Origin of the sequence: Rhodococcus sp. BE178, assembly GCF_050433545.1 — a bacterium.
GTDB lineage: Bacteria > Actinomycetota > Actinomycetes > Mycobacteriales > Mycobacteriaceae > Prescottella.
Genome location: NZ_JBNPXA010000009.1, coordinates 48,348 through 70,742, shown reverse-complemented (window position 1 = coordinate 70,742; position 22,395 = coordinate 48,348). Strand labels below are relative to the sequence as shown.

18 protein-coding genes are annotated in these 22,395 nt (G+C 68.0%); 5 read left to right on the top strand and 13 right to left on the bottom strand.

The window, feature by feature from the left end; genetic code table 11:
• Positions 1-153: 153 nt before the first annotated feature.
• On the top strand, positions 154-1,584 hold the full coding sequence (locus J2X34_RS16845) for an FAD-binding oxidoreductase (protein WP_429518506.1): 1,431 nt from the start codon (positions 154-156) through the stop codon (positions 1,582-1,584).
• A complete protein-coding gene (locus J2X34_RS16840) occupies positions 1,581-2,882 on the top strand; it encodes a class I SAM-dependent methyltransferase (RefSeq protein ID WP_114721275.1) in 1,302 nt (433 codons plus the stop codon). The genes J2X34_RS16845 and J2X34_RS16840 overlap by 4 nt, the downstream gene beginning before the upstream one ends.
• Positions 2,883-2,939: 57 nt before the next feature.
• Here the strand turns inward: J2X34_RS16840 and J2X34_RS16835 are convergent, their stop codons facing one another.
• The 3 genes from J2X34_RS16835 to J2X34_RS16825 form a co-directional block, all read right to left on the bottom strand.
• Positions 2,940-3,707: an IclR family transcriptional regulator gene (locus tag J2X34_RS16835; RefSeq protein ID WP_114721277.1), complete on the bottom strand. Its 768-nt coding sequence runs from the start codon at positions 3,705-3,707 to the stop codon at positions 2,940-2,942.
• A gap of 191 nt (positions 3,708-3,898) precedes the next feature.
• Positions 3,899-6,040 carry a 3-hydroxyacyl-CoA dehydrogenase NAD-binding domain-containing protein gene (locus J2X34_RS16830; RefSeq protein WP_114721279.1) on the bottom strand — a complete coding sequence of 714 codons (2,142 nt, stop codon included), beginning with the start codon at positions 6,038-6,040 and terminating at the stop codon, positions 3,899-3,901.
• 31 nt (positions 6,041-6,071) lie between these two features.
• The gene (locus tag J2X34_RS16825) at positions 6,072-7,286 is read right to left on the bottom strand and encodes an acetyl-CoA C-acetyltransferase (RefSeq protein WP_114721405.1); all 1,215 of its coding nucleotides are present in this window, start codon (positions 7,284-7,286) and stop codon (positions 6,072-6,074) included.
• A gap of 238 nt (positions 7,287-7,524) precedes the next feature.
• Between J2X34_RS16825 and J2X34_RS16820 the strand changes: the two genes are divergently transcribed.
• A complete protein-coding gene (locus tag J2X34_RS16820) occupies positions 7,525-9,264 on the top strand; it encodes an amidase (protein WP_429518502.1) in 1,740 nt (579 codons plus the stop codon).
• A 26-nt stretch (positions 9,265-9,290) separates the two neighbouring features.
• On the opposite strand, the gene J2X34_RS16815 is transcribed toward J2X34_RS16820, so the two are convergent.
• From J2X34_RS16815 to J2X34_RS16770, 10 genes are all read right to left on the bottom strand, one after another.
• On the bottom strand, positions 9,291-10,277 hold the full coding sequence (locus tag J2X34_RS16815) for a hypothetical protein (protein ID WP_429518500.1): 987 nt from the start codon (positions 10,275-10,277) through the stop codon (positions 9,291-9,293).
• Between the two features lie 10 nt (positions 10,278-10,287).
• Positions 10,288-10,476 carry a hypothetical protein gene (locus J2X34_RS16810; protein WP_114721283.1) on the bottom strand — a complete coding sequence of 63 codons (189 nt, stop codon included), beginning with the start codon at positions 10,474-10,476 and terminating at the stop codon, positions 10,288-10,290.
• Positions 10,477-10,607: 131 nt separating this feature from the next.
• Positions 10,608-11,981 carry a glycosyltransferase family 2 protein gene (locus J2X34_RS16805; protein WP_220181901.1) on the bottom strand — a complete coding sequence of 458 codons (1,374 nt, stop codon included), beginning with the start codon at positions 11,979-11,981 and terminating at the stop codon, positions 10,608-10,610.
• Complete coding sequence (locus J2X34_RS16800; RefSeq protein WP_220181903.1) at positions 11,978-12,538, bottom strand: exosortase/archaeosortase family protein; 561 nt, start codon at positions 12,536-12,538, stop codon at positions 11,978-11,980. The genes J2X34_RS16805 and J2X34_RS16800 overlap by 4 nt, the downstream gene beginning before the upstream one ends.
• A gap of 20 nt (positions 12,539-12,558) precedes the next feature.
• On the bottom strand, positions 12,559-14,169 hold the full coding sequence (locus J2X34_RS16795) for a hypothetical protein (protein ID WP_429518498.1): 1,611 nt from the start codon (positions 14,167-14,169) through the stop codon (positions 12,559-12,561).
• A complete protein-coding gene (locus J2X34_RS16790) occupies positions 14,166-14,948 on the bottom strand; it encodes a septum formation family protein (RefSeq protein ID WP_429518496.1) in 783 nt (260 codons plus the stop codon). Before J2X34_RS16790 ends, J2X34_RS16795 begins: the two co-directional genes overlap by 4 nt.
• A 155-nt stretch (positions 14,949-15,103) precedes the next feature.
• The gene (locus J2X34_RS16785) at positions 15,104-15,634 is read right to left on the bottom strand and encodes a DUF2020 domain-containing protein (protein ID WP_114721288.1); all 531 of its coding nucleotides are present in this window, start codon (positions 15,632-15,634) and stop codon (positions 15,104-15,106) included.
• Positions 15,631-15,786, bottom strand: coding sequence for a hypothetical protein (locus J2X34_RS16780; RefSeq protein WP_181818747.1), 156 nt, complete (start codon positions 15,784-15,786; stop codon positions 15,631-15,633). The genes J2X34_RS16785 and J2X34_RS16780 overlap by 4 nt, the downstream gene beginning before the upstream one ends.
• A 2-nt stretch (positions 15,787-15,788) precedes the next feature.
• Entirely contained in the window at positions 15,789-16,643 is an 855-nt protein-coding gene (locus J2X34_RS16775; RefSeq protein WP_114721290.1) for a class E sortase, read from the bottom strand.
• Positions 16,644-16,658: 15 nt separating this feature from the next.
• Positions 16,659-19,415 (bottom strand): LuxR C-terminal-related transcriptional regulator, encoded by a 2,757-nt coding sequence (locus J2X34_RS16770; protein WP_429518493.1) that lies wholly within the window; start codon positions 19,413-19,415, stop codon positions 16,659-16,661.
• Positions 19,416-19,683: 268 nt separating this feature from the next.
• On the opposite strand from J2X34_RS16770, the gene wecB reads away from it, so the two are divergent.
• Entirely contained in the window at positions 19,684-20,904 is a 1,221-nt protein-coding gene (wecB, locus tag J2X34_RS16765) for a non-hydrolyzing UDP-N-acetylglucosamine 2-epimerase (protein ID WP_429518492.1), read from the top strand.
• Positions 20,905-21,097: 193 nt separating this feature from the next.
• Positions 21,098-22,240, top strand: a complete 1,143-nt coding sequence (locus tag J2X34_RS16760; RefSeq protein ID WP_429518490.1) for a hypothetical protein — start codon at positions 21,098-21,100, stop codon at positions 22,238-22,240.
• Positions 22,241-22,395 lie beyond the last annotated feature (155 nt).

Below are 22,395 nucleotides of genomic sequence, written 5' to 3'. Positions count from 1 at the left end.
GGGTGTACCCCTCCATCCTGCACGTTCGCCCGCGATGGCGGCGATCGTGCGGGCACCTCACGCCGCGGCCGCCAAGTCGTTAGCATGGCTACAGAATGGCGACGCACCGGGATATCCGTGGCCCGCCGATCCGACTAGCGATAGCGTCAGGGTGTGGCCGACTCTACGAGTGGTATCCGCGAAACTGGACTCGCCGCGCATCGCGCAGGAGTCGATCGTCTGCTGACCAGCTACCGGGCAATTCCCCCGGACGCGAACGTGCGACTGGCGAAGAAGACGTCGAACCTGTTCCGAGCACGGGCGAAGAGCACCGCCCCCGGACTGGACGTCTCGGGCCTCGACGGCGTCATCTCGGTGAACCCGGAGGCGCGCACCGCCGACGTCGCCGGCATGTGCACGTACGAGCACCTCGTGGCCGCCACCCTGCCGTACGGGCTGGCGCCGCTGGTGGTTCCGCAGCTCAAGACCATCACCCTCGGCGGCGCGGTGACCGGGCTCGGAATCGAATCGACGTCGTTCCGCAACGGCCTGCCGCACGAGTCGGTGCTCGAGATCGACGTCCTCACCGGGAGCGGCGACATCATCACCGCCACCCCGGACGGGGAGCACTCCGACCTGTTCTGGTCGTTCCCGAACTCGTACGGGACCCTCGGCTATTCCACGCGGATCCGGATCGAGCTCGAGCCGGTGAAACCCTATGTCGCGCTGCGACACCTGCGCTTCGGCGACCTGAAGCAGCTCGAGAAGACGATGGACCGGATCGTCGAGGAGCGCAGATGGGACGGGATCGCGGTCGACTACCTCGACGGCGTCGTGTTCACCGCGACGGAGGCCTACCTGACGCTCGGGGTGCAGACCGACGAGCCGGGCCCGGTGAGTGACTACACCGACATGGACATCTACTACCGGTCCATCCAGCACGAATCGGTCAACCACCCGAAGACGGACCGCCTGACCATCCACGACTACCTGTGGCGCTGGGACACCGACTGGTTCTGGTGCTCGCGCGCGTTCGGCACCCAGAACCCCAGGATCCGCCGCTTCTGGCCGAAGCGCTACCGCCGCAGCAGCTTCTACTGGAAGCTCATCGGGCTGGACCAGAAGTACGACATCGCCGATCGCCTCGAGGCCCGCAAGGGGCTGCCGCCCCGTGAGCGTGTCGTGCAGGACATCGAGGTCCCGATCGAGAACACGGCGGACTTCCTTACTTGGTTCCTCGACGAGATCCCGATCGAGCCGCTGTGGCTGTGCCCGTTGCGCCTTCGCGATCCCGCGCATCCCGCGGCGGACACCACGCGGCCGTGGCCCCTGTACCCGCTCGAGCCCGGACGCACCTACGTCAACGTCGGATTCTGGTCGTCCGTGCCGATCGAGGCCGGCGCACCCGAGGGCGCGGCGAACCGGCTGATCGAGAAGAAGGTCAGCGACCTCGACGGCCACAAGTCCCTGTACTCCGACTCGTTCTACGGCGAGGACGAGTTCGCGCTGCTCTACGGCGGCCAGCACTACACCCAGATCAAGAAGCGGTACGACCCCGATTCACGTCTCCTGGACCTCTATTCGAAGGCGGTGCAACGAAAGTGACGACTCTCAGAACGAACCCCGACACGGCGCAGAAACTCAGCATCGCGGAGATTCTCGAAACCGTCTCCGACGGCCGGATCCCGCTGCGATTCACCGCGTACGACGGCAGCGCGACCGGGCCGGAGGACGCACAGTACGGCCTCCACCTGAAGTCGACACGCGGCACCACCTACCTGGCCACCGCCCCCGGCGACCTCGGCATGGCCCGCGCCTACGTCTCCGGCGACCTCGAGGCCGTCGGCGTCCACCCCGGCGATCCGTACGCGATCCTGAAGGCGATGACCGACCTGCACTTCCACCGCCCGTCGGCGAAGGAGCTCGCGACGATCACCCGGTCCATCGGCTGGGACAAGTTGCGTCCCATCGCTCCCCCGCCGCAGGAGCACCTGCCGCGGTGGCGCCGGTTCGCGGAAGGCCTGCGGCACTCCAAGACCCGCGACGCCGAGGTGATCCACCACCACTACGACGTCTCGAACACTTTCTACGAGCATGTGCTGGGCCCCTCGATGACGTACACGTGCGCCGCGTACGAGTCCGAGGACCAGAGCCTCGAGGACGCGCAGGAGAACAAGTACCGACTGGTCTTCGAGAAGCTGGGCCTGAAGGAAGGCGACCGGCTGCTCGACATCGGTTGCGGCTGGGGTGGAATGGTCCGCTACGCCGCCCGGCGCGGCGTCAAGGTCATCGGTGCGACGCTCTCGCGGGAGCAGGCCGAGTGGGCGCAGAAGGCGATCGTCGAGGAGGGCTTGTCCGAGCTGGCCGAGGTGCGGTTCTCGGACTACCGGGACGTCCACGAGACCGGGTTCGACGCCATCTCGTCGATCGGCCTCACCGAGCACATCGGCGTCCACAACTACCCGGCGTACTTCGGCTTCATGAAGGAGAAGCTGCGCGAGGGCGGACGGCTGCTCAACCACTGCATCACCCGGCCCGACAACCGCAGCGGCGCCAAGGCCGGCTACTTCATCGACCGGTACATCTTCCCGGACGGCGAGCTCACCGGCTCGGGCCGGATCATCAGCGAGATCCAGAACGTCGGCCTCGAGGTCCGGCACGAGGAGAACCTGCGCGAGCACTACGCGCTGACCCTCGCCGGCTGGTGCCGGAACCTGGTCGAGAACTGGGACGCGTGCGTCGCCGAGGTCGGCGAGGGCACCGCGAAGGTGTGGGGCCTGTACATGGCCGGTTCGCGGCTGGGATTCGAACGCAACGTCGTTCAGCTGCACCAGGTGCTGGCCGTCAAGCTCGGACCCGACGGCGAGGCGAACGTGCCGCTGCGCCCGTGGTGGAAGGGCTGATCGCACCCCCGCGCTGACATCGCGATGCCCGTCGTCCGCTTCGGACGGCGGGCATCGTCACGTCGTGCGGGAGGCCGCATCCACCTGGCGTGCCGCGCGCTCGATCGCCGCGGCCGCTCGTTGCACGGCCTCGACCATCCGGCGGTCGCCCGTGATGCGGTCGAGCGGACCGCAGATCGAGATCGCGGCGGGCTTGGGGATACCCCGCGCGATGGGCGCCCCGATGCACCCGAGGTCCGGGACGGCGGTGCCCCGGTCGTAGGTGACCCCCTCGGCGAGCGCGCGATCCAGTTCGGCCTCCAGAGCCTTCCGCCCGCCCACGACACCGGCTTCCAGGTGCGCGAACACCGGCTGGTCGAATACCTCGCGCGGAAGCGTCATGAGCAACGCCTTCCCGACCGCGGAGCGGTGCGCCGGATACCGGGCTCCGATCCGGGACGGGACCTTGGCGCCGAACGTGCCCGACAGCTTCTCCCAGTAGATGCTGTCGGCACCGTCGAGGAACGCGAGGTGGACGACGGCACCGGTGGACCGGTGCAGATCCTGGAGGATCGGCAACGAGGTCCGATGGAACCAGTGATTGCGCACTGCCCGCGATCCCAGTTCGAACAGGCGAACCCCCAGCTCGTACCGCGATCCGTCACGGTTGAGCCAGCGCATCGACACCATCTTCTCGAGCAGTCGATGCGCCGACGAGCTGGGGATGCCGGTGAGCCGCGTCGTCTGACTCAGGGTCAGATACCCGTTGTCGTCGAGCGCCTCGAGCACCAGCTCGATCCGATCGAGCATCGACGTGGCGGGGGCCTGTTCACGATCATCCGACACGGCCGAGTCCTGTCCGCTAGGGCAGGTCAGACAGGTCAGACACCGATCCTTCTGACATCGAGATGTACAGCCCCGAAATATAGTTCCCCCGCACGCCCCGCAGGCACGAGTTCCCACCGACAGAGACGAAGGTGCCCTCCGTCCGGTGACGGACGGAGGGCACCTTCGAGATTCTGCCGAAAATTCGCCGCTCAGGCCTCGAGCGACGCCGGCGGGGTGAAGCGCTCGCCGTACTTGGCGGCGAGTTCCTCGGCGCGCTTGACGAAGCCGGCCTTGCCGCCCTCGTAGCCGGCGACGAACTGGCTCACGCCGCCGGTCCACGCCGGGTAGCCGATGCCCATGATCGAGCCGATGTTGGCGTCGGCGGTGGACGTGATGACACCCTCGTCGAAGCACTTCTGCGTCTCGATGGCCTCGATGAACAGCATGCGGTCGATCAGGTCCTGGATCGGCGGCGTGACCGAACCGGAGTTGAAGTGCTCACGCAGGCCCTGCCACAGGCCGGAACGCTTGCCGTCGGAGTAGTTGTAGAAGCCCGCGCCGCCGAGACGGCCCTTACGGTCGTTGCCCTCGACCAGGTAGTTGATGACGTCGCCGGCCGGGTCGGCGGGCAGTTCCTTGCCCTCGGCCAGCGCGGCGGCCTTCGACTCGGCGCGAATCTTCTGCATCAGCGTCAGATTCAGCTCGTCCGACAGCTGCAGCGGTGCCGCCGGGTAGCCGGCCTGCATGCCCGCCTGCTCGATGGTGGCCGGCTCGATGCCCTCGGCGACCATGCCGATGGCCTCGTTGACGAAGGTGCCGATCACGCGCGAGGTGAAGAACCCGCGCGAATCGTTGACGACGATCGGGGTCTTGCGGATCGCCTGCACGAAGTCGAACACCCGCGCCAGCGACTCGTCGGATGTCTTCTCGCCGCGGATGATCTCCACCAGCGGCATCTTGTCGACGGGCGAGAAGAAGTGGATGCCGATGAAGTCCTCGGCCCGCTTGACGCCGGTCGCGAGGTCGGTGATCGGCAGCGTCGAGGTGTTGGAGCCGAGGAGCGCGTCGGGCTCGACGATGTCCTCGATCTCCTGGAACACCTTCTTCTTCAGGTCGGGCGACTCGAAGACGGCCTCGACGACGAAGTCGACACCCGCGAAGTCGGCCGGATCCGCGGTGGGCGTGATCAGCGCGAGCAGGGCCTTGGACTTCTCCTCGGTGGTCTTGCCGCGGGAGAGCGCCTTGGCCTCGATCTTCTCGGAGTACGCCTTGCCCTTCTCGGCGGCCTCGATCGTGACGTCCTTGAGCACCACCGGGATTCCGGCCTTGGCGCACACGTACGCGATGCCGGCGCCCATCATGCCGGCGCCGAGGACGCCGACCTTCTTGATCTCACGCTTGGGGATGTCCTTGGGACGCGAGGCACCCGAACCGATCGCCTGCATGTCGAAGAAGAACGCCTGGATCATGTTCTTCGCGACGCGACCGGTGACCAGCGAGGTGAAGTAGCGGGACTCGATGAGCAGCGCGTTGTCGACGTCGACCTGGCTGCCCTCGACCGCGGCGGCGAGGATCGCGCGCGGCGCCGGCATCGGCGCACCCTTGAGGGTCTTGCGCAGGTTCGCCGGGATGGCCGGCAGGTTCGCCGCGAACGCCGGGGTGGCGGGGGTGCCGCCGGGGATCTTGTAGCCCTTGACATCCCACGGCTGGACGCCGCCCTCGGGGTTGGCCTTGATCCACGCCTTCGCGGCGGGGACCAATTCGTCGACGGACGAGACCACCTCGTCGACCAGGCCGACCTCCTTGGCCTGCTGCGGCCCGCGCTGCTGGCCCTGCAGCAGCATCTGGGTCAGCGCGGTCATCAGGCCGAACATCCGGACGGTGCGGACGATGCCGCCGCCGCCGGGCAGCAGGCCGAGGGTGACCTCGGGCAGGCCGATCTTGACGCCCTTGACGTCCGCCGCGATGCGGTGGTGCGTGGCGAGTGCGATCTCCAGGCCGCCGCCGAGCGCCGCACCGTTGATGCAGGTGACGACCGGCTTGCCGAGGGTCTCGAGGCGACGCAGGTCGGCCTTGAGAGTGAGGCTGTGGTTGAAGATCTGCTCGGCGTCCTCGGGGCCGACCTTCATCATGTTCTTCAGGTCGCCGCCCGCGAAGAAGGTCTTCTTGCCGGAGGTGAGGACGACGCCGGTGATCGAGTCCTTCTCCGCGTACAGCCGGTCGACGGTCTCCTGCATCGACGAGATGTAGCGGTCGTTCATGGTGTTCGCGCCCTGGTTGGGGTCGTCGATGGTGAGCACGACGATACCGTCGGCGTCCTGCTCCCAGTTGATGATGTTCTGATCGCTCACTGTTTCGTATCTCCTGCTTGGTCCGTGAGCGTCAGACGCGCTCGATGATGGTGGCCACGCCCATGCCGCCGCCGATGCACAGCGTGACGAGGGCGCGCTTGGCGCCGCGGCGCTCGAGCTCGTCGACCATGGTTCCGGTGATCATGGCGCCGGTCGCGCCGAGCGGGTGACCCATCGCTATGGCGCCACCGTTGACGTTGAGCTTCTCGTCCGGGATGTTCAGGTCCTTCTGGAACTTCAGGGCGACGGCGGCGAACGCCTCGTTGATCTCGAACAGGTCGATGTCGTCGACCGTCAGACCGGCCTGCGCGAGCACCTTGTGCGCGGCCGGCGTCGGGCCGGTGAGCATGATCGTCGAGTCGGCGCCGGAGGTGGCGGTCGCGACGACGCGGGCACGCGGTGTCAGGCCCATGGCCTGCCCTGCGCTTTCACTGCCCACGAGCACGAGCGCGGCGCCGTCGACGATGCCGGAGCTGTTGCCGCCGTGGTGGACGTGGTTGATCTTCTCGACCCAGTGGTACTTCTGCAGCGCGACGGCGTCGAAGCCGCCCATCTCACCGAGACCCGCGAACGACGGCGCCAGCTTGCCGAGCGCCTCGACCGTGGTGCCCGGACGCATGTGCTCGTCGTTGTCGAGGACCGTGATGCCGTTGATGTCCTTGACCGGGACGACGGACTTGGCGAAGTAACCGCCCGCCCACGCCTTGGCGGCCAGGTCCTGCGAGCGCGCCGCGTAGGCGTCCACGTCCTCGCGGGTGAAGCCCTCCATGGTGGCGATCAGGTCGGCGCCGATGCCCTGCGGCACCAGGTAGGTGTCGAAGTTGGTGGCGGGGTCCTGCATCCAGGCGCCGCCGTCGGAGCCCATCTTCACCCGGGACATCGACTCGACGCCGCCTGCGATGACCAGCTCGTCCCAGCCGGAGCGCACCTTCTGCGCGGCCATGTTCACGGCCTCGAGGCCGGAGGCGCAGAAGCGGTTGATCTGCACGCCGCCGACCGTCTCGGGCATCCCGGCCACGGTCACGGCGGTGCGGGCGATGTCGGCGCCCTGGTCGCCGAGCGGGGAGACGACACCGAGGATCACATCGGAGATGCGGTTCTCGTCGAGGTCCGGGAAGCGGGTGCGCAGTTCCTGGATCAGGCCGGTGACCAGCGAGATCGGCTTGACCGAATGCAGCGAACCGGTGTTCTTGCCCCGGCCGCGCGGGGTTCGGATGGCTTCATAGATGAATGCCTCTGTGGTCACTGTGAGGTGTTCCTTCCTGTTCACGTCTGCGTGCCGCCGCAGCGACCTGCCCATTCGAGGCACAGACCTCGGCTCGCTTCACCTTAGAACGTGTTCCATTTTGCGGGAAGGACCGAAGCGATCCCGGTCTGTGACCGAGGCGATCACCGGACCCTCCCGCGGGCGTCGCCATCAAGCATTCGATCGATTCGGCCGTTAGCCTTCTGGGGAGTCGGGCAGTGCGGAGGGATCGAAGTCGATGAGTGCAGTGGGGGGCGGATCGCGGTCCGGGCTGACACGACGGGGCTTCCTGGGCGCGGCCGCGCTCGGTGCGGCCGGCGCGGCGAGCGTGACGGCGGTGGCGGCGGTGGCGGCGGTGGCGGCCCCTGGGGTGGCCGCGGCGCGATCCACCGTCCGCCGCAGTGCCCCCGCGCAGGGTCTTCCCGCACCCGGATCCATCACGGCGACGGATCCCGCGCTGCTCAGCGCGGTGGAGGCCGCCAGCCTCCTGCAGTCCGGCACGCTGCATCCCCGAGAGTTGCTCGACGCCTGCCTGAACCGCAGCGCCGCCTTCGACGGCGCGACCGGCGGCTGGGTGCGGATCTATCCCGAGATGGCGTACGAGGCAGCAGATGCTGCGGCGCAGCGACTGTCGGGCAAGGGCCGCGCCGCCGTCGGCGACGCCCCGCTGGTGTGCGGGCTGCCGCTGGCTCTCAAGGACCTGTTCGCGGTCGCGGGCCTGCCGCTGACGGCGTCGAGCAAGGTTCTCGAGGGCAACATCGCCGCCGGTGACTCGACGGCGTGGACGCGCCTGCGCGACGCGGGCATGGTGTTGATGGGTCACGCGCACACCGATGAGTTCGCGATCGGCGTCGCCACCGAACAGGTGGGCAACCCGTGGAACACCGAGTACTCACCGGGCGGATCGTCGGGCGGCAGCGCGGCCGTCCTCGCGGCGCGTTTCGTCCCGCTTGCGACCGGCACCGACACGGGCGGTTCGCTCCGTCTGCCGGCGAGCGCGTGCGGGATCACGTCGATCAAACCGACGTTCGGCCGGTGCAGCACCCGCGGCGTCATTCCGTTGACGTGGACCCGCGACCACGCCGGACCGATGGGCCGCAGCGTCGCCGACGCCGCACTACTCCTCGGCTTCATGGCGGGCGCGGATCCCGACGATCCGACGACGACGGTCGGCCCCGACGTCCCGGCCGGCGGCTACCCGATCGCCGCGAAGGGCGGCCCGACACCGCTGTCGGGCAAGCGGTTCGGTGTGGCCCGACGCAGTGTCGATGCGCTGCCCGCACCACTCGGCACACTGTTCGCGAAGTACCTCGATCTCATCGGACGCCTCGGCGGCAGCTTCGTGGACGTCGCGCTGCCGATCGCCGGCCCGGACCTGTTGACCGGCGACTCCGCCGAGATGGGCAGCTACCACAAACAGTTCGCCGACAAGCTGGGCTCCTACCGTCTCGACAACAACGTGACCGTCGCCGGCGCCTTGGCGGCACTGGCGGTTCCGTCGATCGACTACATGACCGCTGCCCGCAACCGACTGGTGTACCAGCACGAGTACAACCGGATGTTCGTCGACAACGACCTCGACGCCGTCCTGGTGCCGGGCTCGAAGGTGGACGGGTCCAAGCGACTCGAGATCGCGGGCGTCTCGGTGTTCGGCGGTACGACCGGGGACGTGCGGTGGGCCAACCTCACCGGCGCCCCCGTGATCTGCACGCCGGCCGGACGTTCCGCGGCCACCGGGCTGCCGTTCGGGGTCCAGATCGGCGGGCGCCCGTGGGACGAGACCGCGCTGATCGAGATCGCACTGGAACTACAGGCGGCGCGCCCCGATTGGACCGAGGCACCCCCGGTGGCGCCGGCGCCGCGGCAGATCCCGCAGGTCCGGGTCACCACCCCCGGTCCGGGCCCCGATCCGACCAACACGGCGAACATCGGTTTCGGATTCCACTTCCTGCCGACGACGTCGACGGTCGCCATCTGATCGTCACCGCCCGGGACTCGACCTGCTCAGTGACCCATGACGATCCGACCGCCCTCGCCTGTCGGCGCTCCCGGCAGGGTCTCGTCGGCCGCCCACTCCCGTCGCGTGTACGCCTGCACCCGGGTGAACAGGCCGGTCGGGCAGGTACCCGACGTCCTGTCGCACCCGCCGGCGGCGTACACGATCCCGAGCACCGCGACCGTGCCGTCGGCCCGCGGTACCCACACGGGGTTTCCGGAATCGTTCGGGGCGACGGCGGGGGCCGCGTCGAAGCCGGTGAAACTGCAGGTGTCGCTCGTCGTGGGGCACGGTGCCGTCAGGCGTCCGCACCGGACGTTGCCGGCCGCCGCGGTGTATTCCGACGCGAACCACTCGGCGCCGGACTGGCACACGACGGCCCCCGGCTCGAGGTCGTCGGCGACAGCGGCGATTCTCGCCGTGCGCGGCAGCGTCACTCGATCGGTCCCGGACCCTGTCGGCACCACCACGACGTCGTCCGGCGTCGCGCCGAGGGCCGCCGACAACGTCAGCACCGGCGAGACGGGCTCCGGACCGGTGTCCACCATGGACATGTCGAGACCGGATCCACCCGTGACCGAGCCGAAGTCGGCACCCCAGCGGCGGGTGCTGTGGCTGACAACCGCCTGCGTGGGCCCCGGCCACCCGAGCTCGAGGCGCGCACCCACCTTGCCGCCGACATGACCGGCAGACAGCAGGTAGTACCTGCCGTCCCGTTCCAGCGCTATCGAGTACTTGCCCCACTGCGCATGCGCCGAACCGGGATACGTGTTGTACGTGACGAACGGTCCCGCGGTCCGAGCGGGGTCCGGCGTCCGGATCGGTGGCTCGGCCGGCACCCCGGAAGGTGCCGCATACGCGGCGGTCGGCGGGTCGTCGTGTCCGCCGCCGTCGAGCCGGTCTGCGTCACGTGTGTCCCACACCGTCACGACGGCGAGTACCGACGCGACAACGAAAGCAATCGCCGCTCCCGACAGAAGGATTCGACGACGCACGACGGAAGTGTCAGGCCAGATCGGGCAGCTCGTTCGGCCGCACCCGCGATGCACGGACGAGGAGCAGCCCCATCACCAGTACGAACATCACCAGGACCAGGGCGCCGGCAACCGGCGCGCCCGTGAAGGCCAGCGTTCCCCCACCGGCCACGGCCGCCGAGCCCGCACCGGCACTAGGCCCCGCACCCAGTGTGTACATCCGAATCCTCTTCTTCTCGTGTCGTTCTCGACTCCGATACTCCGCTACCCCGCTCGATGATGCCTCGCGCAGCACCGCCGCCAGCGCCGGGCGGTCCCGATGTGCGGGTTCGGTGCGCGCTACCGCACCACTCAGGTGCCGGCGATCCGGTGCATCGGCACCGACGTTCGCTCGGCGTTGCGCTTCGTCTTGACCCAGTCGCTCTGACGACTGATGAGGCGCCCGAAGGCCCTCCACGCCACGACGTAGGACATCAGCATGTAGCCCACATAGCTCACGCCCAGCACGATCCCGTGGAGACGCGACAGCTGCGGTTCGCTGCGCCGGCGATACAGCGGACCCCAGATCGCGAACTCGCCCACACCGAGGATCAGATAGGACACGAACAGCGCCCACCCGCCGCTCACCAGGTACGACTTGAAGAACTCCGGGTAGTTGACCATGTTCCAGGTCATCACCAGCAGTGGCAACGGATAGACGATCGTGCCGATCACCTGCAGCCAGGGAGTCAGCATGAAATAGGTGATCTCCCATGCGCCGAGGTTGGTCACCCGCCGTGAGCGCCAGATCGCCGGCAGATAGCGGATGCACTGCATTCCGCCCTGCGCCCAGCGAACCCGCTGCCGGATCAGCGGTTTCAATTCCGGCAGCGCCTCCTGATCGACCCAGCTCGCCGTGGTGTACGCATTGCGCCATCCCAGCAGGATCAGGTGCAGTCCGAGTTCGAAATCCTCGAGCAGTGCGCCGTGCCACGGCTCACCGAATCGGGCCGCGACCGCGTCGAGCGCCGACAGCCGACTCAGCTGACCGTTGCCGCCGATGCTGACGGTCCGTGAGTAGCGCCGGGCCATCTGCATCGCGGAGATCGGGCCCCGGAATTCCAGATCCTGCAGACGCACCAGGGTCCGGGCGAACCTGTTCTTCCACTGCCGACCCGGGCCGAGCGGCTGCGGATCCGCGCGGTTGCTCATCCGGACCTCGACCTGCACCGACCCGACGTAGTCGTTGCCGAAGCAGTCCGGGCCCGCCGAGATCTCCAGCATGTTCGGAGCAGGTCGTCCGTCCGCGTCGACGATGCAGATCAGCACCTTGTTCCGGTCGACGTCGTCGGGCAGCTGGGCGTCGATCGCGCGATAACCGAAATTGAGCGCGTCGCCCTTGCCGGTACGGGCGTTCGGGAGGGTGCGTGGGAGGAGGTGGACCATGGGATCGAACTGCTCGATCGCAGCGACGACGTCGCGCGTCCCGTCCTCCGACTCGTCGTCGGTCACCCACGCGTGACAGTCCGGGAAGTGTCGCCGCAGGTAGCTCAGGGTGTCGCCGATCACCACTTCCTCGTTGAGGCAGGGGATGATGAAGTGCAGTTCGAATTCGTCCGGGTCGCCGGGGCGTTCGGGAACGTGGCGCAGGAACGGGACGAGAATGGCGATCACATACACCAGGAACACGAGGCCGAGGATCAGCGAGAGCACGATCGTCAGGCCGAGCACGGTATCGAAGGTCACTGACGGGGACTCTCTTTCAATCGCGCACGGATCGGACCGGCACCATCCGCGACCGTGCTGGCCCGACCGATCCACCTACTGAAGACCACCAGGGTCGTGCATCCACCCGCCAACACGATGAGCGACCCGATGATGGTGTGCGCCATCTCGAAGCCGGAGCGCCCGTTGTGCACCGTGTACACCCCCACGACGACCAGGCGGATCATGTTGACACTGAGCATGGCCACGCAGCTGATGACCAGTCCGATCGTCATGTGCAACAGCCGGACCCGGCCGAAGTGGAGGTAGATGGCGGCCAGCAGCAGCATCGGCAGGATCAGCAGCGCGGTGCTGCAGCCGGTGACCAGTTCCAGGGCGAACACCTTGTTGGTGCCGATGCCGACATAGAAGGTGTCGGACCCGCGCACCCATTTGGTGGGCGCCCCGACGAGGCCGTTGAGCAGCGCCGCCAACCCAGCTTCCCAGGCACGGAACTGAGGTTGGCGAATCAATAGCATCACGATGATCAAGGCATAGACCCCGACCCCCATCCATCGGACCGACGGAGCATCCGGCATGCGCACCCCTCGTCCGGCGGTCACTTCGGGACTCCTCGTTCCCGGATCACACTCGACCGCAACACGACCGTCGAATAGACGCCGAGCACGAGTACCAGTCCGACGGTGAGGTTGGTGAGCATCAGGTGCTTGATCAGATCGGACGCACCGTCGGAGAGATTCACCGCCCAGAACTGTGCGATCGCGGCGACCGCGAGGAACAGGCCGGTCGCGCCGATGCTCTTGTCCTGCTGGTCCGGGCACACCCGCAGCACCGCGACGAACAGCACGCATGCAACGAGCGTCAACGCGACGATGAGCAGCGGAAGCGCGCCGAACATCATGCGCCAGAAGTGGTAGAAGACCGACACCCGCCACTCCTGGGTGTCGGGCCGTCCCGAATACCACGGATACGAGTAGATGTAGTCGGCCCGCAGCTTGGACATTCCCACGAGACCCCGCCCCATCATCGAGAGCAGTCGGGTGGGCTCGTGCAGGTAGACCTGCGAGAGCAGATCCCACATGGAGGTCTTGTCCAGGAAGCCCTGGTAACCCGGAAGTTCCGTGACCGAGTTCGGCGAGTTGATGCGGGAGCCGACACCGGACACGAGCGACGGATCGAGCCCCAGCCGGGCCAGGTCCTGGTCGGGATGTGGGCTGTGCGGGAGCATCTCGACGAAAACCGCGTTGTACTGGTTCAGTTCGGCGAACCGGGCCGGCTGCGTGCGCAGGTACTGGCCGACCGAGGCGAGCAGTGCACCAACCGCGCCGATTCCGAACCACCTGCCCTGCAACGGATACTGGCCGAGGGACGCCGGGTCACCCACACGGCGGCAGAGCATCAGCCCGGCCGCGACGACGGCGAACGTCACCGCCTGGGTCTTGGTCGTTGCCGTGAACAGCGCGATCAGTCCTATCGCGGCGACGTGCCACCAGTGCACGCGCTGCGCCCGCCACATCGCCAGGGACGCCACCATCAACGCCAGTACACCGAGGATGGCCCCGGTGTCGCTGTAGGGCGACACGAAGTAGCCGGCGAACGATGCGTCGGCCACCACCAGCCACACGCCACCGACGACGAACGCCTTGCCCACCAACGATCCCGGGGTCCAGGCGAAGAGGAGTCCGGCGAGCAGGCCGAGTACGACGGCGCACAGGACGCCGAGCGCTCGCAGGTCCATGACTCCAGGCAGGCGCAACAGCGGAGTCAACCACTCGGCCAGCTGAAGCAGGTAGAGCTGCGACGAGTTGTACGCCTGCCCGTATGTGTTCCACGGGCAGTCTTCGCCGTACCACCGGTGGTCGAAGTACGTCGTGTACACCAGGTCGTCGACCGGGGTGTTGTAAGGGTTTCCGGCGCGCAGACCCATGCCGCACGTGAGCCGCTGACCATCGCCCTGGTCACTGAGGCCGATGGCGCCACCGTAGAACAGACGCATCAGCATGAGGCCCGCGAAGGCCGCGCCCGCGCCCACCGATACCCAGCCGAGCGCCGTGCCCTCGATCCGGTATCCGAAGATCCGGGAGACCGTCGCGAGCGCCGCCCGCAGTCGCGGGCGCGGCTTCGGGGGCTTGGTGCCGGGCACCAACGCCAGTGGATCCTCGGTGAATCCGACACCGTCCGAGTCGACGAGTTCGAACTTGTCGCTCATCTGAGTCCACCGCGCACGCTGCCGATGACGGTGCCGGTCGCCGGGCCGTACCAGCAATCCGCGGACGTCTCACCGACGAGCGGCTTGATCACGAAGTCGTCCGGCCGCTGCCCCGCCGTGTACTGGTCGATCACCGGCTGGCAGGCGCGGTAGGCCGCATCGAGGCGGACCTGGGCGTCCCCGTTCGGCACGGGGATCGACCCGGTCATCTCGGCGTCGTGCGGACGTGAACACACCGTCTGCTTCTCACCCGAACGGCACAGCCGAATGCCATCGGAGATGGTGCGTCCCATGATGTTCCGCAGAGATCCGGTGAACTCGGGGCGGCTCTCCGGCTGCAGCGGATCCTGCACACCGAGCGAGCACACCACCGTGCGGAGCCCGCCGGCCCATTCCTTCTGGGTCGGGTACTTCGCCCACACCGATATTCCGTACTGGTAGTCGAATTCGCGTGCACCCAGGTATCCGCGAATCCCGTCCCACGGACAGACATCCGAGGCCTGCAGGCGCTCCAAGGCATTGGACGGACGATCGGGCTGATTCAGCAGATCGTCCGGCAACACACCGAATCCGTACACCTCGAGCTGATGCGGGTACTCGCAATTGATCCACGGAGAGACGTTGCTGAGCGAGAGCATCTCCTCTGCAGTCTCGCGGACGTAGCAGGTGCCCTCGGCGGCCTGATAGGTGGGAAGCGCGGTGTCCGGTTCGGTCCCACACGCGACGACGAACGTCGCTACCACCGACGCCGCCGCGATCACAAAGATCGACCTGAACAACCAACCGCTCCTCGTTGAGTCCTGACACGCTCCGCGGCGACGCGAACACACCGACGGTAGTGGTCCCCGCACACTCGAACCACGGCTCGCGACGAAAGGGCGGAACCACGCACGCGATGGTGCGCAGCGCCGTACCGCCCTGCTCGGCCGGCCCGTCACCCGATCGTCTCGACGACCGCGAGCGCCAACCGCTGCGCACGCACCGACTGCGGCTGTGCAGTGGTGACGACGACCGCGGTTGTTCCACGTGCAACCGCGTACACCGCGCCGTCCGGACCCCCGAACCGGCCGCCGCTCCAGCCCGCCGGTTCCGACGCGGGCGAGCTGGTCGATATCGGGGCCGCGCGGTCGACCACCTCAACCGCCGTCGTCTCGGCCTCGGTCCGCGCCACCCACACCGAGGCCACCACGGCGCCGCCGGGATCGGTGAAGAAGCACGCGGGCGGGTCGACGGTCGGATCGACGAGCACCGACCCGACCCGTTCGCCGTTGAGCTCCTCGACCTGCTCGACCGAGAGGACCGAGCAGTCGCCCGCCGTACGCGGGACCGGAACGTCGGGTACCGCGGCGACGACGGCCGACGGTGCCGCCGCCACCTCCGGCGCATCCTGTGCCGCACCGCAACCGACAACTGCGCCGAGCAGAGCGGCCACGACGACACCGGCCAACGCGTGGTCAGCCCTCACAGCACTGCCACCCGGGTGAACGGGACGAACGGCTCGACCACGGGAAACACCACGAGCATCAGCAACGCCACCGTCGCGACGAAGAGCACCACAGCGGCGACCAGTTTCGCCGGCCAGGGGCCGGGCAGATGCCGCCAGATCCAGGCGTACACAACTATCCTTCCGAGAGGGACTTGGGAACAACGGGATTCAGCGGATCCTTCTCCGCCGTGTCGACCAGGACTGCCTGCACGACCAGCCGATCCGTCGCCGAGAAACGGGGCGTACAGGTGGTGAGCGTCAGCAGCGCGACTCCGTCCTGCGGCGGCTCCGCGTAATCCGCGTCCATCGGCACCGGTGCGATCACACCGATAGCCGTCGGATCGACCACCTGCTGCCCCACCGCGCGCTGATAGGGCGCCGGCAGTGGCGTGACGGTGACCGAATCCGCCGAACACGTGGCAGGTTTCCTGTTGGTCGCCCAGTCCAGCGCTTCGCTCGCGCTCGGCAGCACCCGGTAGGTGAACCAATGGGTCCGGGTCTCCACCACCACCGCGTCACAGGTGTTCAGCAGGTCGATGTCGTTGAACGGGGATCCCTTGCCCACGCGATGACCGGCGAGCGCGAAGTTGCCCCGTTCTCCGGGTTGCGCGGTTCCCTCGTAGTGCCCCGGCCCGATTTCCAACTCGGCGTCGGACGTGCCCTGCACCACCGTCAGCTGGAAATCGTTGCCGAAGGCTGGGATGTGCAGCTTCGCGAAGCCGACCGGTCCGGACACCGACTCGGTCGCTGTCCGCTCGCGGTCGGGCTCGGACCAGAGCTGATCGAGCTGCTCTGTGGCCGTGCGCTGTTTGCGGTCGGAGGTGAGGTCGGTCCAGTACACCTCGTACACGATGAACAGGACCCCGATCAGCGCGAGGGTCAGCAGCGCCTCGCCTGCCCCACGGTAGATTCGTTGCGCGCGTGTGACCGGCGCGTCCAGGACCACCCGCGTGGGGCTGTACGGCGAATATCGATGTCGTCCGGGCATAGGGGATTCGGAACCTCACACAGGGATGCTCGAGGCAGACGCCGGCTGCTCGTTCTTGATCAACGCGAAGACCTCGGCGCGCGAACGGATACCAAGTTTGCGGAAGATGCTGGTGAGATGCTTCTCCACCATGCGCTGCGAAACGTACAGTTGCGCAGCGATCTCACGGTTGCGCATGCCCTGCACGACGAGTTGGACCACCCGCCGCTCGATGTCGCTCAGCGTCCCGAGTCGAGGATCACCGGACGCCGGGGGCGCGGCGGCCTCCATGCCGGTGCGGGTGGACCAACGACCACCACTGATCCACCCGTCGGCGCCGATGCGCTCGAACAGCGCGAAGGCCGTCCGCGCACGCTGACGGCTCTGGGTCACCTTGCCGTGCTCGAGCAGCCTGTCGGCATAGATCGCCAGGGAACGAGCCCGCTCCAGCGCGGGAACCTTGTCGTCCCGGGAACCCAGCGCCAACTCGACCAGCTCACGGGCATCAGTGATTTCGGCGACCAGCAGCCGTCCCCGTGCCAGGATCGCCGACGTCAGAGTCGTCTGGGTGCGCCGCTGCAGCCGTTCGGTCGTCACGTCCAGCATGCGCGCCGCGGCCCGCAGGTCGCCGGCAAGCACGAGCGCCTCGATGAGGTCGACGTACCGTTGCGTCTTCCAGATGCACGCATGCCGGTCGACGTGGTCGATGCTCTGCTCGAGCAGGGCGATCGCCCGTTCCGCATCACCCTGCATCAATGCGTTCTCGCCCAGCACGGCGAGCACCCTCGCCTGCAGGCTGTCGATCTCCCCCGACGCACCGACGGAAAGCAACTGGGCCGCAATCTGTTCGGCCTCGCAGAACTGTCCCTGCAACCCCAGGATCTGCACGCGCTGAGCGAGCCGCAGCGTGCGCAGGTGCGTGTGCGACGAGAGGATCGCGTCGGCGTGTTCCCAGAGATTCCTCGCTCCGACGGGGTTTCCCGCAATGATCTCGCAGTCGACCTGCGCCGTGAGCAGGTACATCCGTTGGAGCGGGGTCAGGGACGGATTCGAAGCGCATTCGAACCGTGCCCGGGCCTCCTCGACCCGTCCCAGCCGGGTGAGGAACATCCCCGAGGCGACGATCTCACGAAAGTCACGCCGGGAGAACGGCTCGACGGCGTCCGCCTCGTTGTGCAGAGACTGCGCCTCCTCGGAGTTCTCCCGCGCCAGCGCCAGGCTCATGCGTGCCAGCGTGAGCGCATCGCAGGGGCTTCCGGGGTGGCGGGTGTGGATACGCTCCGCCAACCTGTACAGCTCGTACACACCGTAGAACTGGCCCTGCTCGAGCTGAAAGAGTATCGCGACCCCTGCCAGGTCCATCGCGGCGGCGGGGGCCTCGTCGGCACACTCGCGCACTGCGTCGACGACGGACTCGACGTTGATCGGCCGATCGGCGAGATAGCGCGCCTCGATCTTGACGAGTTCGGCCGCGGCACGGTCTGCCACGCATGCATCCGACCACACCACCTCGTCCGCGAGACTCTCGGCGTCGCTGCGGAATCCCTGTTCGAGCGCGAGCTTCGCGGCGGTCAAGCGCAGTGCGCTCGCGCTCGTGTCGCACGACATCGAGATTGCGTCACGCAGAATCGACAGGGCGACAGAGCACGACCACTCGCGGGCCATCGCGTCGGCGTTCTCCAGGACCTGCTGCGGCTCGAGTTCCGCGTCGACAGGGCGCAGGACCGAAGCGTCCGTGACGCCGTCACGTCCGCTACCGAGCTCTCTCTGATACCCCCGCTCGTCGACCAGGGTGTGCGCGAGCGCCCGGCGGCCGGGGGTGGCAGTCCCGTAGACGGCCCACCGGTCCAGCTGACTGCCGATCCGTACCCGGTCCCCGATCCGTTCCAGCTGTCGCAGCGAGAGCAATCCGTCCAACTCGCGTTCGGGGTCGGCGCTTGCCCGGTCCGCAGCCAGTTCGAGCAGATCCGGTACTGCAACCGACTTCGCCACCGCCAGAAGGGACAACATCGTCCGCTGGTTCTCGGTCATACGGTCGTCGATCTCCATCCAACGCGACGCGCGGGAGCCGCTGACCACGATCGGATAGCGGATCGACTCGATTCCGTCGACCTGCCGCTCGGTGACCGTCTCGCACAGCTCCAGCAACGCACCCGGATTACTGCGCGAGATGCGGTGCAGCTCATTGACGAGAGCCGGCGCCGGGGTTCTTCCAAGCGCCTCGGTCATGAGCGCGACTGCAGCGGCCTTCCCGAGCGGGGGCACTGCGACTTGAGACAGGGGCAGGAACGGTTCGGGCGGTTCGACTCCGCTGACGAGCACCAGGACGACCCGATGATTCGCGAGCCTTCGCCCCACGTACCCGAGGAGCGTCTGGCAGTCCTCCCCCATGCGGTCGGCATCGTCGACGAGTATCGCCAACGGCCCCTCGTGATCGGCATGCCGCGCGATCACGTCGAGCAGATGTTCGGCGCGGGTGGCGATCGTGGATTCGCGGATCTCGAGCCCCGCCGTCCGCCGGGAAGCATCGCGCTGCCGACCCGATCGGCCGAGCAACGCCATCAGGCTGTAGTCGACCTGCTCGCACACGTTCGACGCGCCGCCGATGGAGACCGTGTCGAAGGAGGAATTGACGACCAACTCGCCCAGCAGACGAGTGCGTCCGGACCCGGAGGGTCCAGTGATCACGAGCGCAGATCCGAGACCGAGTTCGGCGGCCTCGAAAGCATCCTGAACCTGTCGAAGGGTGGAGATCGGCTCGGCCGTGCGGCTGCGGAATCCGCCGTCGTTCATCGTTGCCGTCGCGCCCTTCTCCCAGTGATATTGATCGTGATCGCCTATATCTAACGCTTGACCAGAGGTCTCCGCCTCCGTAAACCACGGGTCGGCGGGGATTTCACCGAATCGGTGCGGGAACTGCGGGGTGCCGCACCGATCTGTGCGGCGCCCCGCCTCCTGGCTCCGCAAGACCCGACAGCATCGAGAGGTCGGGTTGGCTGTCGACGAATGCACCGATCCGACAGCCGGACTGCGGATCGAGATGAGCGAAAGGGACAGCAAATTGTCGCACCAATCCGCGCGCGGCGAGTCACGGTCGGCTCGAATCGCGGTCATCTACGGAACCCGCCCGGAAGCCATCAAATGTGCGCCCCTGGTCAAGGCACTCGAGGCCCATCCCGCACTCGACCCGACCGTCATCGTCACCGGCCAGCACACCAGCCTCGTCGACCAGGTCCACGCCACGTTCGGGATCTCCGCCGACCACGACCTGAACCTCATGGAGCCGGGTCAACCGCTGGGCCGGCTGTCCGGCCGCGTCACCACCGCCGCGAGTGCGGTGCTCCGCGCCGAACGCCCCGACGCGGTGGTGGTCCACGGTGACACCTCCAGCTCCACCGCGGCCGCCCTGGCCGCGTTCAGCGAGAACATCCCCGTCGTCCACCTCGAGGCCGGGCTGCGCTCGCACGACCTCGGCAACCCGTTTCCGGAGGAGGGCAATCGGCGGATGACGGCGGCTGTGACGGCGCTGCATTTGTGCCCCACAAACCTGGCCCGCCGCAATCTGCTCGACGAGGGTGTCGTGCCCGATCGGGTCACGGTGACGGGCAACACCGTCGTCGACGCGCTGCTCACCGTGGCGTCCAGCGACATCCCGCCCACCGACCCCGCCCTGCAGACCGCGTTGGCCGGCGGTCGACGCCTCGTTCTGCTGACGCTGCATCGCCGCGAGTCGTGGGGGCCAACGATGAGCGCGATCGCGAAGTCGGTGCGACGGATCGTCGAGGCCGTGCCCGACATCGTCGTTCTCTGCCCGATGCACCCGAATCCGATGGTGCGCGAGACACTGACCGCGAACCTGGGTGGGCACGAACGCATTCTGCTCACCGAGCCGCTGGAGTACACCGACCTGGCAACCGCGCTCCGTCACGCCCATCTGGTCCTCACCGACTCCGGCGGAATCCAAGAGGAAGCACCGACTTTCGGAGTACCCGTACTGGTGCTGCGCGACACCACCGAGCGCCCCGAGGCCATCGACGCCGGGTGTGCTCTGCTGGTCGGCACCCGACCGGACGCGATCTTCAGCGAGGCGACGCGGCTATTCCTCGACGCCGACGCGTACCGAACGATGACGGCCGCCGGAAACCCGTACGGCGACGGGCACGCCGGCGCGCGCGCCGCCGCCGCGATTGCCGAATTGGTCGGGGCCGGGTCGCGGTTGCCGGACTACGCACCCGACGGTGACTTCTCATCCTCGACGCGAATCGCCGTATCGGTCGGATAGCCGGACCGTCGGAGCGTGCTCGTGCCATCCCGCAGCGGTGCGGGATGGCGCACAGTCCGCGCGCGAGGCCGCACAGTGATCTCGCCGAACCGTCTCCGTGCCACTTCGTGGGCGAACCTGACCGTGGGGGGAGTCCCCACCTGTTGCGGACCCGTGACGCTGCAGGCGGCACGAGAATGGAGCAAGAATGAGGATGGCGTCGTTCGCAAGGACCGTCTCCGGTCTGGCGGTTGCTCTGACCGCGACCACCTGGGGGATCGCCGCGGCACCGGCCGGAGCGGATCCGCTGGCCGCGCAACCGGGTGAGCTGATCGTCAACGGCGACGCCGAGAACGGCACCACCGGATGGGCGGGCCCCAACTTCATGTCGAGGGAATACGCCGGTATGTCGCCGCTGATCGTCGACGGGAAGGGCTCGACCGGGCAGACGTTCGACGGCGGCGGCAGCTTCTTCGGGGTCGCGGGTAGTTCCAACAGGAACGCCACGCAGGTTGTCGACCTGACGCCGTCGGCGGCCAGCATCGACACCGGCAAGGTGACCGCCCTCGGCGGGGCCTATCTGGGCGGGATCGCCGGCCAGAACGACCGCGTCGGCGTCAACTACACCTTCACGGACGCGTCCGGTACGGTCCTGGGCACTTTCTCGCTGCCCGCCGTGACCAACAGCGACCGTGGTGGCGTACGGGGATTCGCCCGCCGCGACGCCTCGGCGCCCGTTCCGGTCGGCACCCGCTCCGTGACGGTCGAACTCGCCTTCTCCGTCGCCTACGGCACCCTCGACGCGTTCGCCGACAACGTCTCGCTGCGACTCGACGCGGCACCGAGCGAGTTGCAAGTGACGCACACTGCCGACGCATCGGGCCCGCTGGACGACAACCAGGTGGTCAACTACACCGTCACCTTCACCAACACCGGCGCCCAACCGCTCGTGGTCGACCAGGCGCTGGCGCTCGCGGGCCTGCTCGACGACGCGGACCTCGTCTCCGGACCGACCAGTTCGGACGCCGCCCTGTCAGTCCAGGGCTCTGGCGACACCTTCGGCATTGCCGGAACCCTGCAGCCCGGCCAGACGGTGACCGTCGTCTACAGCGTGGTCACCAAAACGTATGCGCAGCAGGGCGACCACAACCTCGTGTCCCTCGTGGCCGCCCCGTCCGCTCTGCCCGGAGGCGTGCCGGCCTCGTGCACCGGCACCGCCGACTGCCTCGAAATGGCGACCGCCGACACCGCCGCCGTCCCCCTCGTGAACCCGGCCGTCGCCGGAATCACGGCGGCAGTGGGCCTGGCCGGAGGCGGCGTCCTGCTGCTCCGCCGGCGACGCACCGGAACAGCCTGAGCCCGGTCACCCGGTTCCCGCGCGCGACCGGCCCTGCCCGAGTTCGATTCCGATCTCGGGCAGGGCCTTTCGCGTCCTTGCCGCAGGCCCCTCGCCGCGCGTGACCGCCGTTCGGTCACTGACCGTGCGGCGTCGACTCCCGACAGCCAGTCCCA